This is a genomic window from Halanaerobium salsuginis, assembly GCF_900114545.1.
GTDB classification, from domain to species: Bacteria; Bacillota; Halanaerobiia; order Halanaerobiales; family Halanaerobiaceae; genus Halanaerobium; species Halanaerobium salsuginis.
The window spans coordinates 156,631-166,833 of the sequence record NZ_FOTI01000001.1; the positions used below are offsets into that span (position 1 = coordinate 156,631).

At 33.9% G+C, this 10,203-nt stretch carries 24 protein-coding genes; all 24 read left to right on the forward strand.

The genetic code is table 11. The features are described 5' to 3' along the window. The first annotated feature begins 28 nt into the window (after nucleotides 1-28). The 24 genes from BMZ74_RS14435 (at nucleotide 29) to BMZ74_RS00945 (ending at nucleotide 9,831) form a co-directional block, all read left to right on the forward strand. The gene (locus BMZ74_RS14435) at nucleotides 29-178 is read left to right on the forward strand and encodes a hypothetical protein (RefSeq protein WP_177181325.1); all 150 of its coding nucleotides are present in this window, start codon (nucleotides 29-31) and stop codon (nucleotides 176-178) included. Continuing rightward, nucleotides 165-521 (forward strand): hypothetical protein, encoded by a 357-nt coding sequence (locus BMZ74_RS00840; protein WP_089858188.1) that lies wholly within the window; start codon nucleotides 165-167, stop codon nucleotides 519-521. Before BMZ74_RS14435 ends, BMZ74_RS00840 begins: the two co-directional genes overlap by 14 nt. Further along, entirely contained in the window at nucleotides 522-701 is a 180-nt protein-coding gene (locus BMZ74_RS00845; RefSeq protein ID WP_089858190.1) for a hypothetical protein, read from the forward strand. Next, nucleotides 702-1,190 (forward strand): hypothetical protein, encoded by a 489-nt coding sequence (locus BMZ74_RS00850; RefSeq protein WP_089858192.1) that lies wholly within the window; start codon nucleotides 702-704, stop codon nucleotides 1,188-1,190. After that, on the forward strand, nucleotides 1,180-1,731 hold the full coding sequence (locus tag BMZ74_RS00855; protein WP_089858194.1) for a hypothetical protein: 552 nt from the start codon (nucleotides 1,180-1,182) through the stop codon (nucleotides 1,729-1,731). The genes BMZ74_RS00850 and BMZ74_RS00855 overlap by 11 nt, the downstream gene beginning before the upstream one ends. 4 nt (nucleotides 1,732-1,735) lie before the next feature. Beyond that, complete coding sequence (locus tag BMZ74_RS00860; protein WP_089858196.1) at nucleotides 1,736-2,485, forward strand: DnaD domain protein; 750 nt, start codon at nucleotides 1,736-1,738, stop codon at nucleotides 2,483-2,485. Between the two features lie 4 nt (nucleotides 2,486-2,489). Further along, a complete protein-coding gene (locus tag BMZ74_RS14440; RefSeq protein ID WP_177181326.1) occupies nucleotides 2,490-2,630 on the forward strand; it encodes a hypothetical protein in 141 nt (46 codons plus the stop codon). Nucleotides 2,631-2,643: 13 nt separating this feature from the next. After that, nucleotides 2,644-2,856 carry a hypothetical protein gene (locus tag BMZ74_RS00865; protein WP_089858198.1) on the forward strand — a complete coding sequence of 71 codons (213 nt, stop codon included), beginning with the start codon at nucleotides 2,644-2,646 and terminating at the stop codon, nucleotides 2,854-2,856. 10 nt (nucleotides 2,857-2,866) lie between these two features. Next, the gene (locus tag BMZ74_RS00870) at nucleotides 2,867-3,193 is read left to right on the forward strand and encodes a hypothetical protein (RefSeq protein WP_089858200.1); all 327 of its coding nucleotides are present in this window, start codon (nucleotides 2,867-2,869) and stop codon (nucleotides 3,191-3,193) included. A gap of 2 nt (nucleotides 3,194-3,195) precedes the next feature. Then, nucleotides 3,196-3,414, forward strand: coding sequence for a DUF7736 domain-containing protein (locus BMZ74_RS00875; protein ID WP_089858202.1), 219 nt, complete (start codon nucleotides 3,196-3,198; stop codon nucleotides 3,412-3,414). A 64-nt stretch (nucleotides 3,415-3,478) separates the two neighbouring features. After that, nucleotides 3,479-3,727, forward strand: a complete 249-nt coding sequence (locus tag BMZ74_RS00880; protein ID WP_089858205.1) for a hypothetical protein — start codon at nucleotides 3,479-3,481, stop codon at nucleotides 3,725-3,727. A 2-nt stretch (nucleotides 3,728-3,729) separates the two neighbouring features. Further along, nucleotides 3,730-4,431, forward strand: a complete 702-nt coding sequence (locus tag BMZ74_RS00885) for a hypothetical protein (RefSeq protein ID WP_089858208.1) — start codon at nucleotides 3,730-3,732, stop codon at nucleotides 4,429-4,431. 25 nt (nucleotides 4,432-4,456) lie between these two features. Continuing rightward, nucleotides 4,457-4,741, forward strand: a complete 285-nt coding sequence (locus BMZ74_RS00890; protein WP_089858211.1) for a hypothetical protein — start codon at nucleotides 4,457-4,459, stop codon at nucleotides 4,739-4,741. Between the two features lie 20 nt (nucleotides 4,742-4,761). After that, nucleotides 4,762-5,235, forward strand: a complete 474-nt coding sequence (locus BMZ74_RS00895; RefSeq protein WP_089858247.1) for a single-stranded DNA-binding protein — start codon at nucleotides 4,762-4,764, stop codon at nucleotides 5,233-5,235. Between the two features lie 137 nt (nucleotides 5,236-5,372). Further along, on the forward strand, nucleotides 5,373-5,882 hold the full coding sequence (locus BMZ74_RS00900) for a DUF5651 domain-containing protein (protein ID WP_089858214.1): 510 nt from the start codon (nucleotides 5,373-5,375) through the stop codon (nucleotides 5,880-5,882). A 304-nt stretch (nucleotides 5,883-6,186) separates the two neighbouring features. Continuing rightward, nucleotides 6,187-6,537: a hypothetical protein gene (locus BMZ74_RS00910; RefSeq protein WP_089858219.1), complete on the forward strand. Its 351-nt coding sequence runs from the start codon at nucleotides 6,187-6,189 to the stop codon at nucleotides 6,535-6,537. Continuing rightward, nucleotides 6,534-6,689 carry a hypothetical protein gene (locus BMZ74_RS14445; RefSeq protein WP_177181327.1) on the forward strand — a complete coding sequence of 52 codons (156 nt, stop codon included), beginning with the start codon at nucleotides 6,534-6,536 and terminating at the stop codon, nucleotides 6,687-6,689. Before BMZ74_RS00910 ends, BMZ74_RS14445 begins: the two co-directional genes overlap by 4 nt. A 101-nt stretch (nucleotides 6,690-6,790) precedes the next feature. Further along, on the forward strand, nucleotides 6,791-7,624 hold the full coding sequence (locus BMZ74_RS00915; protein ID WP_089858223.1) for a putative HNHc nuclease: 834 nt from the start codon (nucleotides 6,791-6,793) through the stop codon (nucleotides 7,622-7,624). A gap of 27 nt (nucleotides 7,625-7,651) precedes the next feature. Further along, on the forward strand, nucleotides 7,652-7,891 hold the full coding sequence (locus BMZ74_RS00920; RefSeq protein ID WP_089858225.1) for a hypothetical protein: 240 nt from the start codon (nucleotides 7,652-7,654) through the stop codon (nucleotides 7,889-7,891). A gap of 5 nt (nucleotides 7,892-7,896) precedes the next feature. Continuing rightward, entirely contained in the window at nucleotides 7,897-8,250 is a 354-nt protein-coding gene (locus BMZ74_RS00925; protein WP_177181328.1) for a RusA family crossover junction endodeoxyribonuclease, read from the forward strand. Between the two features lie 33 nt (nucleotides 8,251-8,283). After that, nucleotides 8,284-8,604 (forward strand): hypothetical protein, encoded by a 321-nt coding sequence (locus BMZ74_RS00930; RefSeq protein WP_089858231.1) that lies wholly within the window; start codon nucleotides 8,284-8,286, stop codon nucleotides 8,602-8,604. Between the two features lie 38 nt (nucleotides 8,605-8,642). After that, on the forward strand, nucleotides 8,643-8,936 hold the full coding sequence (locus BMZ74_RS00935) for a nucleoside triphosphate pyrophosphohydrolase family protein (protein ID WP_089858234.1): 294 nt from the start codon (nucleotides 8,643-8,645) through the stop codon (nucleotides 8,934-8,936). Between the two features lie 216 nt (nucleotides 8,937-9,152). Further along, entirely contained in the window at nucleotides 9,153-9,389 is a 237-nt protein-coding gene (locus tag BMZ74_RS00940; RefSeq protein ID WP_089858237.1) for a hypothetical protein, read from the forward strand. Nucleotides 9,390-9,393: 4 nt separating this feature from the next. Then, the gene (locus BMZ74_RS00945) at nucleotides 9,394-9,831 is read left to right on the forward strand and encodes an ArpU family phage packaging/lysis transcriptional regulator (RefSeq protein ID WP_089858240.1); all 438 of its coding nucleotides are present in this window, start codon (nucleotides 9,394-9,396) and stop codon (nucleotides 9,829-9,831) included. Nucleotides 9,832-10,203 lie beyond the last annotated feature (372 nt).

Genomic DNA, 10,203 nt, shown 5'->3' on the forward strand with positions numbered 1-10,203 from the left:
TTACTACTGAAAGTCGTTCCTATTCTTTTTGCAGACATCAGAAAATTATGGAGAAAAAACAGAAAAAGCTCAACTGAGGGCAAATCAGCTGAGCAAGTCAAGAAAAAACAATCTAACTATAATATATCAGAATTTAGAAATATTAACAACCTGGAGAGATGGCGATGATGGTAATTAATAAGAAATTAGCAATAATATTGGTAGTTATGATTTTATCAATCGGAATTGCAACAGGAACCGTCTTAACAGCTGACGAACAGCTTGACAATTTAGCGGCGTCTGAACAGACAATTGATGAAAAGGTAGAAAAGGCCATTGAAGAAAAGTTTGCTAAGGAGCAGGCGAATATGCAGTTATATGAAGCGATTTATTACGATAAGAAATTGGACCAGACAATGTATTTCTTTTTCAGAAGTGACGACAATCCGTTCTGGCGGGCTAATGAAATTATGGAGATTAAAGGAAAAGAATTTAGCAATTTGAGAATAAGGGAATCAGACTTATTAGAGGAGGAAAAGTAAATGATGCAATTCAGTATAACTGACGAAGAATTGAGTGGTTTAGCCCGTTCTATCGCTAATAGAATTTGGAAGGTAACTCCCGAGATACCCAAAGTTTCAGAAACTAGGAATTGGCTACAATCGCAGGCTTTAGATGAATTGAATGGTTTGTTGAAAAAGAAAATAGAGGAGGAAAAGTAAATGAAAGCAATCGAGGAAGTTATTTTAAATACTTTTAAAGTCAGTGAAGATTATTTAAGGGAGGAAAATTCAATGCCAGCAAACAAAATAGAGGACCACGCTTTAAATTATGTCAATGAGATCCAAAAAGACTTAAGAGATATTCAATTTAACATTAATGTTATGAAAGCTGAATTAGGAAAGTCTGGCTTTGAGGTTGAGTTTGAGAAAGTAGATTATCAGTTTTTGTCTTGTAGCGAGGGTGAAAAAATATTAACTGGCGACGATCAACCAATAGGTGTTATTCCTTTTTATTCCGGAGGGACTTTGACTTCAAAATCGGAAAAACCAGTAACCATCTGCAAAGCAAGAAAGAAGCATAGTGATGAAGTAATTGTCAAAACTAAAGCTGAGGTAGCTGAAGGTGACTTGCCTATTGATTTACTCGGTGAGTATTTGGCGCTGGCCCGGGCGGCAAGAATTATTTTAGGTGATTATAATGAAAATTAAAAAAGCAATTAAGGAGTTAAAGAAAGGCAACCTTCACTGCTGGCGAGAGGGCAAAAAGACTTACTGGGTAACAGATAAATTTTTACTGGTGAAGATGAACCAAAAACAGTTCAACTTATTTAAAAGCAAATATTCATCGCTCAAAAGAAATGCATATATTCCTGATCTGGAAGTTGGAGAAAAATGTTCGACATATGGGATGATGCTTGATGATGGTGGCCCGGACTTTGAAAATCTTTTTGAAAGTTTAGACAAATTTAGACCGGCTAAAGTATCTGACTTTGTTTTTGATAATGATAAAAGGGTTTATTATTCCGAGGGTTTTGTCAGTGTAATTTCAGAAGATTATTATCAGGTCTTTGAAGAATATGAGTGTGAGGTAAATAATGATGATAAATTTTCACCAGTAGCGTTTTACAAAGGGAATGGAGAATTAGTCGGTATAGTCGCACCAATAGAATTAAAAACAAACGAAAAAGAAAGTTTATATTCTGGATTGGATGCACTTTTAAATTCACTGGAAGGTGACACAAGGGGTTGATTAGGTGGGAGCTCAAGGATGGATTTCTCTTCATAGAAAAATACAGGATAATATTCTCTGGCAGGACAAGCCTTTTGCAAAAGGTCAGGCGTGGATAGATATATTGATTTCAGTGAATCACAAAGAAAATGAAGTCCTGCTGGGGAATGAAGTTGTAAAGGTTGAACCAGGGAAAATGATAACGTCAATCAGAAAGCTTTGTGATCGCTGGGGATGGTCAAATACAAAAGTTAAGAATTTTTTAGAACTTTTGGTAAAACAAGAAATGATATCTTATAAAAGCGACACCAAAAAGACGGTTGTGAAGGTGCTAAACTATAGTGAATATCAAGGTTTAGATAATTGTAAAAACGACGCAAAAACACATCAAAAGCATAACGAAAGCATATCAAAAACACATCAAAAACACACAAACAATAATGATAATAATGATTTAATAATGAATAATAATGAAAATAAAGAAGAAAAGAGATTCGAATTTTTTTTCAAAGAAAATGTGGATAAGTTCGAGAACTACCTGCAGCAAATGTCAGAAGCAGTAATTTTAAAAGCCTGCAAGATTTCAATTAAAAAAAACAAACCCCTGGCATATTGTCGGGCGGTATTAAATGATTGGACACAGAAAGGCATCAAAAATATTGATGATCTTAAGGTGGCTGCTAAAAATGCAAAAAATAAGGATAGCCCCGAAAATAAATCTGATTACAAGTGGAAGGATTTTTTTATAGACGATTGGGATAGATTTAAGGAGTGATCATGTGAAAGAATCAAATGTCAAAATAGTTTGTGAGGATTGTGGAAAAGAAGCTCCAATAGATCATAAAAAATCAACAGAAAACTGGATTGCTTATAAAGACAAATGCGAATGCGGAGGAAAAACAGTTCCTAAAATGATTTGAGAGGATGAAGTAAATGAAACCAGTAATAGTTAATGGAAATGTTGATCAGGTAACCAAAGACGATTTAGCAGATTTAATTAAAAGCTTTAAGCGGGAAAATGCAGGAAAACGGATTAAGATTGCTGGCCCGGTCATTGAAAGAGCTTTGGAAAGTGCAGACTATGAAGACTTTGAGATAGATTTTAGCGAAAGTTTTAAAGAAATCAAATTAGAAGTCAAAGTGTGAGGTGTTTAAAATGGGCTTAACTGTAGAAGATGCAGTTAAAACTGCAAAAGCGGCGGTAGAATGGAGCGGAGAAAATAATTTATCTTATAGGACCTACGAGAAATATAGAAAAAAATTTGGTGGTCCGAGCATCGGGTTTATTCTCAAAAGGTTTAAATGGGCAGAATTTAAAAGCAAATATTTAGGCATTGAGAAAATAAGTGCTCGAGAAAGAATGATAAAGAAGCTGGAAGATAATTTCTGCGGGCACTGCAAAGAGAAGAAAGACTGCAACATTGAGCTTGAAAATTGTGATCACTGGGAATACTGGCAAAGTCGAAAAAGAGTTGGAGGTTAAAGATGCAAATTGATAAAGAAGATGCAATTAAAATTGCCAACAACATAAATTTTGATAATTGGACTTCTAAGGAGATATTTTTATTTCAAATGTCACAGGAAAGATTATTAATGGATTTTAATATATTTCATAAAGCTACTCAAGACGTTCTAGGCAGACCAGTTTTCACTCATGAATTTGTTGATGATAAGAGATTATTTAATGAATTCATTATGAAATAGTCGAGGAAAAGTATAAGAAGCTAAAAAAAGGAAGATGATGGATAGTCGGAAGGGGTTGATAAGTATGCCAGATACATTAATTAAATTACCCGAAAACAGATGCTATTTTTGCGGAAAGAGAGAAGCTACTTTGCTTTGCGACAAGGTAAAAGGTGAAATTAGAGCTATTGATGTGGGCGGTCCAGGAGTATTAAGCAGTGGTATAATTACATGCGATAAACCAATTTGCGAGAAGTGCGCAACTCATATAGATGGGGCTGATTACTGCCCGGATTGTGTCGAAAAGTTAAAAAACAATATAAGGAGAAGATAAAAATGGATATAAAGAAAATTGTTAATGAAAAAGTAGAAGAGGTAATTAAAAACGGCGAAATAGAAGAATTAATTCAAAATAAAGTTAAAGAGTCTTTATCTAAGGCAATTGAGAAATTTTTTAGAAGTTATGGCGATTTTCAAAAAGATCTAGAAAAGACCCTTGGAGAAAAAATGAAAGTTAATTTAGAGGAAATGGAAATACCAGATTATAACAAATTGATACTTCAATATATTGAAAAAGAAATTGATAATACTATGGCTGAGCAGGGAATTGAAAAAATAAAAGAAAATCTCAATGATTTATTGAAATCAGCTCCTAAAGAAATTGAATTGCAGGATATTGTAAATAAATATATAGAAAATAATGATGAGGAATTAAGAGAAGATTATATAGGCGTGATTTATTATGATTATGAATTTAGCAGTATTGAAGGGTATGTTGATATCAAACTTAATATTGATAAGCCAGATAGTTTTGACAAACCAGACTTAAGATTCACTTTAAAAGAGATAGAAGAAAACAAATATGAAATATTTAGAATTGATTTTGATGGGCTAGAAATCAAAGATGATTTTACTTTAGTAGGTAGGCTATATGGAATCGAAAAATTCATGTTTAAACTTTGGGCTGCCGGTACTGTGATTATAGGTGATCCAGAAGGTTTTGATTATATAGATCCCTCAACAGAATATGGATATTAAATTATAGAAGGAGAGGTCAATTACAATGGAAAAACTAATTCTTGAAAATGGAGAAGATAAAGAGCTAATTGCAATGGATATGGATATTAGAATTCGTGTTAAAGAAAAAGATATTGAAGATAAGGATCCTAAAAATCAGTATCTTGATACAAATATAGTTTATTTGCTAAGCCGGTTATCAACATATTTTGCTAACCATGGTTTTTATACTGATAACTTTAAAACTAAAGGGAGAATTGAAATTGAAGGCTTTGGAGTTGCAGAATATGAATTGGTGCCGGTGGCAAAGGAGATGAATAGCAATGAATAAGGCTAAAGGAGCTGATGATAATACTTAATCGAATAGTTTTAATTGGTCGTCTGACTAGGGACCCTGAACTAAGATACACAAGTAATGGAACGCCGGTCTGTAATTTTACGCTTGCCGTAGAGAGAAACTATACCAATAGTAATGGAGAAAAAGGTGTAGATTTCATTAACATAGTTACCTGGAGAGGTCTGGCTGAAAATTGCGCCAGGCATCTGGGGAAAGGGAGATTAGTCGGAGTCGATGGCAGCCTTCAGATTAGAAAAAGCGAAAAGAACAATAGAACTTATATAAACCCAGAAGTAAATGCAGATAATGTTCGATTCCTGGACTTTGCAAACAATAACAATCAGAGAAAAAATTCACAAGCTAAAAGAAATAAGCAGCAAAGTAACAACCAGGGACCGGGCCATCAATCTAAGAATAGTAATAGCAACCAAGTAAATGAAAAGTATAACGATAACTTTGAGGGTGATGATTTTGAAGTCCCATTCTAAGCAAAAATCAAAATTAATCAGAAGAGTTGGAGGAATATTAATAATTGATGGAATTAAAATGAGGTCACCGGCAACTATTGAATCAGATTGACCGGGCCAGCTCAAAATAATTTACGAACCAAAAAGGAGGAAACAAAATGGGGTATATAAGCAGAGAAGATCAAAAAATAGCAGAGACACTAAGTCACTTCGTAATGTATCTCAATGACAAAATAAGTAAGTATGAAAATATTGATGCTATAGAAAAGTCAACTAAATTTATGAGGTCTATCAAGATGGCCCGGACCTATACAGGGAAAGTAAAAGATATGCTTATCGAAGATGCAGCTAAAGAGCAAAAAGAAAATATTAAGCAGTTAGTGACAGAAACCAAATTATCACTTGATTATACCAGGGTAGCAAAAAAGAAAAAGATGAAGATGAAAAAAGAGGATAATATCACAGTAGTAGATACAGATGATTTTTATGACATTATTGATAATACAGTCAAATCAAATTGTTTAGGTTGTGAAAATAATGAAAAAGAGATTGATGAATGCACTTTAAGGCAGCAGTTGCTTAAATATGATATTCCAGTAATACATCGAGACCCAGAACATAGCAAATGCCCTTATAAAGTGCTTCCGGATATGGTCCAAAGTGAATGATTATTATATCTGCGAGATAGATGTTTGTGATGAACAAATCAGAAAAGGGAGCCTTTGCCATTATCACAAGTCAATAACTAATCGGCCGTGCGCCTGGTATTATCATAAAGAACTGGGTACAGCTGCAGTTGAGTGGTGCGACAAGAAAGTAGAAAGATTTGATGATGTTAACTGCGAAGGATGCAACGACCATATAGATCCGAAAAATGGAATAGAAATAATTGAAAAACTAACTGGCCTTAATCAAGGGTGATGGCCCGGGCCAGCAGATTAAAAAATAATGATTAGAATATAGGAGGCAATCATGAAAATTAAAAATTGTAAAGTTGGAATGAAAATTAAATGCACAACAACAAGAAGGGAAAAGTCAAGTTACAAAGGTGATATTGAAACTATAAGTGGAATAACTGATAATGGTAAATATATTTGGCTTCAAGGTAGAAGTGGGATTTTTAATCCAAAATTTTTTGAGCCTTATAATAAAGTAAAAGCAAAAATATTACTAGAAATTGAAACCGATTTTAATGACAAAATTTCCGACGAAACAACAGTTAAGTATTGTCTAGAAGAAGATTTAAAAGAACTCGGTTGGCAAATTAATAAATCAAAATTAATTTATGATCAAGCGGGCCAGCAGAAAGGAGCAAGAAAATGAAGAAATGTCCTGAATGCGGAACAATGTATGCAGAAGAAGATGGCAGAGGTGGTGTTTGCCGCAGGTGTTACGAAAGACAGCAAACCGGAAGTATGGAGAAAGATTCAGCCTGGTTTGCCCATCGAGCGGGCCAGCCTAAAAAGAAGTATTAAATAACTCAAAGCTAAGACCTAAAGAACTTCAAGATCTTCCCCCGGCCGGTCTTGAACTGAGGGTTAACGAACTAAGAGTAAGATATTAGAGGGAGGCAGAAATGATATTTAGATGTAGCTTAAAGAAATGGAAGACTAGAAAACAATCAGGAGTAGTAAACCTGATCATAAAAGATATACCAGATGGATTTGATAAATTTGAAAATAAACCATTAATTGTGAACTTTAATCAGATGGCCCAGGCCTCAGCTAAAATCAAAAATATAGAACAGTTGGCTAATGGAGATCATGAAGTTATATTGATAACTGGGAAAGACAGCAAAAGAATTTTGATTAATGTTGGCCCAAAACTCAAAAAAATGGAAGAAATCAGAGTAAAGTTTGAAATAAATAAAAAAGAGCAGCAAAGGTTAATGAATATGATAACCAATAGCCAGAGAAATAAAGCATTTGCTGTTATTGAGGATATGGGTAACTCAATAGGGTATGAAAAGGAAGAGATGAAAGAGGCCCTGGTTATGAGGTTTTCTGAGGTATCTGAACATGGAAGAATAAGTTTATCTGATTGTTCTAAGAAGGCAGCAATTGATTTTATAGACTTTGCTATAAGATTAGGTTATGAGCTGGGGGTGCAGTGGGAAGAAAACCCCCGAAAGAGATTAGACAGTTTAGATAGGTGGCTCAGAATGTGCCTAGATAAGAAAATATGCGCTGTTAGTACCAAACCAGGCAAAAATTATTATATAGACAACTCAGGCGAAATAGTACATGTCCATCATGCAGATGCAATAGGAATGGGGCAAAACAGACAAAAGTTAGATGATAGCAATCTAAAGAAAATATGTTTATCAGCTGAGTATCACAATATAGCTCACAAGATGGGCTGGAAATCATTTAAGAAAAAATATCATGTCGAGGCTATTGTTTATCCGTGATGGCCCGGGTAATGAAAGGAGATAATAATGCCTGATTTAAAAGTTTATTGTACTAAAGATTGGTATTTAAGTTATATGATCACTGGCAGAGTTATAGCATGTAGTCCAGGCACCAGAAATGAATTATTGCTTGAAGATAGAAAAACACATGATGATTTGAATGTTAGACTTTCTATCAATAAGAAGAACCATAAAATAAGCAAAATTGATAAAGAGTGGTTAGGCTGTGAACCTGAGGGAAATTGGTATGACATTATAAGGAGATGAATATTATGGAGAAGTTTGGATTTGTAGTTGCAGGTAGACCAGTACCTGCTCAAAGAATGACACAGAAATCTAAGTGGACAAAAAGAGCTAGAAAAAGCTTACAGTATCAAAGAGATATAGCTTGGCTGTGGAAAAAGGCTTCTAAAGGGAAAAAGCTAAAAGGTGATTTAAAATTAAGTTGTGAATTTTATTTCAATGACAAGCGGCACGGAGATTTAAGTAACCTGGTTAAAGCAGTTGAGGATGGACTGCAGTATGCGAATGCTTTTGATAATGATAAGCAGATTAAGAGATATGGGAAAACTGGAATATTTTTTGATGATGAACCACGAGTTGTAATTAGAATAGAAGAAATTTAGGGCGCTGGCCCTGGTAAAAGGAGGAATTTAATTATGAATAAAGTAGAAATCGATAAGAAACTAAAAGAATTAGTAAGAAATTCAATAGGTATGGAGGATTCACCTAAATCTGATTATTTAAGAAATGGCATCAAAGAAATTTCTAAGGAAATAGAGGCAGACATCGAAAGCACAAATGATAAAATTGTTGGGAATTTAGCATTAAATATAAATGTAGATAGTAGTGAGGCTCAGGAAGGCATAAGACTTCTAAACAACCGGTTAGATTTTATAAACCAGCAAATTGATAGAGCTGTTGAAGAATTGGAAGGCATGAAAAATAATATTAAGATAGGAGTTGAAGTTGATGAGTGATAGAAATGAAGGTGCTGGCCCGGGGATCGGTGTAAAAAATGGATAAAGGTAAAGTATATAAAAAAGCAATAGACAATTGGGGTTTTAAATCTCAATCGATTATGTTAATGGAAGAATGTGCAGAATTAATTCAAGCTGTATCAAAGCTGCATAGGACCGGAAATCCAAATAAAATGTATGAAGAAATAGCAGATGTTGAAATCATGATAGAACAAATAAAAACCTTTTACGGGGATGTTGCAGAAAAAGAAATTGACAAGCATTATAAAAATAAACTTGATAGATTGGAAGGGTTGATTCAAAATGCTGGAGGAAGCAAAAAAGATATGTGAATATCAAGGAATTAAAACTCATATTCAAGTGCCGGTTATTTGCCCTCACTGCAACCGGAGGACAATGATATTAGATAGTGTCAAGGATAAAGGCACTTGCATTAGATGCGGAAGAGAGAAACCAATTAATGAGCTTCTGAGGGAAGAGGAAGCTGATTGGCTGGAAAGACACAAAGGGACAGATATAAAAATGAGGACCAACAGGGGTGATTGCGGGTGAATATTAAAATCATCAAAATATCAGCCAATACTACTGGGTTTATGGTCGGCAGAAAAGAATGCATAACTATTGACTCCTGGAATGTAACTTTTTATTTTGAAAAACATTCTAATAAATTAATTACAAAGATTGAGCCAATAACAATTAAAATTAAAGAAATCCCGGATAGTACTGAAGAATTAAAAAAAATAATATTTAATGAGTTCGCTAAACTATTTCAACAAAAAGGGTGATTGGATGCAGGATTATTATTCAAGAGTAATTAAGGAGCTGCTTAACTATAAAGAATATAAACAGCGATGTGCTGTAATCAGAATAGAATTAGACGAATTAATAGAATCAAACCGAGGAGTAAGTTATGAAGGAGTAAATGTTAAAGGCAGCAATGATTTTAGATCGGCTACAGAAAATGCGGTAATTAATCGAGATGAAAGTGAACTCAAAGAAGAATTAAGAAGTAAAGAGTGCATGATAGCAAAAATTGAAGAAGCTCTTAAGGCTCTAGACACGATAGAAAGATTTGTAGTGGAAAAAAAGTATATGACAGGAAGATTTGAGAAAGATGTGAACATATATACTCACCCAAAATTTGAGTGGGGAAGAAACAAATATTATGATTTTAAAGACCAGGCAATAGAGAAAATAGCAAGAATTCTTGGATATGCAAAAAAATAAACAGTTAGTAAACAATTAGTAAACATTTAAGGCTTTAAAAGATGATATATTAATATCATGGAAAGTATAAGTTTTTTCAATAACTTTCCTCCTCGTATAATATACTTAGTGATATTGAAATTTATCACCATTTAAATATAAATTTGCTTGTTTCTATTAAGTTTAGATTTAGTCCCTGATATAATGATATCAAAAGATATCCAGGGAAGATTTAGACCCTCCTTGTAGCATGTATTTACATGACTACTTTTTAAGTTTGATCCCCTGAGGCTGATATGAACTCCTAACCCGTATGTTGTGTCCCATTTGTTTTCTGCTGCTTTAGCAGGCAGCTGCCTCTGTACTCAAAACTTACTGGTGAACACTAATGGC

Excerpts from the sequence above, each read along its gene's own strand:
- BMZ74_RS00845 (WP_089858190.1), top strand. The coding sequence starts at position 522 with ATGATGCAATTCAGTATAACTGACGAAGAATTGAGTGGTTTAGCCCGT.
- BMZ74_RS00890 (WP_089858211.1), top strand. The coding sequence starts at position 4,457 with ATGGAAAAACTAATTCTTGAAAATGGAGAAGATAAAGAGCTAATTGCA.
- BMZ74_RS00850 (WP_089858192.1), top strand. The coding sequence starts at position 702 with ATGAAAGCAATCGAGGAAGTTATTTTAAATACTTTTAAAGTCAGTGAA.
- BMZ74_RS00935 (WP_089858234.1), top strand. The coding sequence starts at position 8,643 with ATGGATAAAGGTAAAGTATATAAAAAAGCAATAGACAATTGGGGTTTT.
- BMZ74_RS00900 (WP_089858214.1), top strand. The coding sequence starts at position 5,373 with ATGGGGTATATAAGCAGAGAAGATCAAAAAATAGCAGAGACACTAAGT.
- BMZ74_RS00930 (WP_089858231.1), top strand. The coding sequence starts at position 8,284 with ATGAATAAAGTAGAAATCGATAAGAAACTAAAAGAATTAGTAAGAAAT.
- BMZ74_RS00910 (WP_089858219.1), top strand. The coding sequence starts at position 6,187 with ATGAAAATTAAAAATTGTAAAGTTGGAATGAAAATTAAATGCACAACA.
- BMZ74_RS00885 (WP_089858208.1), top strand. The coding sequence starts at position 3,730 with ATGGATATAAAGAAAATTGTTAATGAAAAAGTAGAAGAGGTAATTAAA.
- BMZ74_RS00915 (WP_089858223.1), top strand. The coding sequence starts at position 6,791 with ATGATATTTAGATGTAGCTTAAAGAAATGGAAGACTAGAAAACAATCA.
- BMZ74_RS00920 (WP_089858225.1), top strand. The coding sequence starts at position 7,652 with ATGCCTGATTTAAAAGTTTATTGTACTAAAGATTGGTATTTAAGTTAT.
- BMZ74_RS00865 (WP_089858198.1), top strand. The coding sequence starts at position 2,644 with ATGAAACCAGTAATAGTTAATGGAAATGTTGATCAGGTAACCAAAGAC.
- BMZ74_RS00855 (WP_089858194.1), top strand. The coding sequence starts at position 1,180 with ATGAAAATTAAAAAAGCAATTAAGGAGTTAAAGAAAGGCAACCTTCAC.
- BMZ74_RS00880 (WP_089858205.1), top strand. The coding sequence starts at position 3,479 with ATGCCAGATACATTAATTAAATTACCCGAAAACAGATGCTATTTTTGC.
- BMZ74_RS00875 (WP_089858202.1), top strand. The coding sequence starts at position 3,196 with ATGCAAATTGATAAAGAAGATGCAATTAAAATTGCCAACAACATAAAT.
- BMZ74_RS00840 (WP_089858188.1), top strand. The coding sequence starts at position 165 with ATGATGGTAATTAATAAGAAATTAGCAATAATATTGGTAGTTATGATT.
- BMZ74_RS00945 (WP_089858240.1), top strand. The coding sequence starts at position 9,394 with ATGCAGGATTATTATTCAAGAGTAATTAAGGAGCTGCTTAACTATAAA.
- BMZ74_RS00870 (WP_089858200.1), top strand. The coding sequence starts at position 2,867 with ATGGGCTTAACTGTAGAAGATGCAGTTAAAACTGCAAAAGCGGCGGTA.
- BMZ74_RS00925 (WP_177181328.1), top strand. The coding sequence starts at position 7,897 with ATGGAGAAGTTTGGATTTGTAGTTGCAGGTAGACCAGTACCTGCTCAA.
- BMZ74_RS14445 (WP_177181327.1), top strand. The coding sequence starts at position 6,534 with ATGAAGAAATGTCCTGAATGCGGAACAATGTATGCAGAAGAAGATGGC.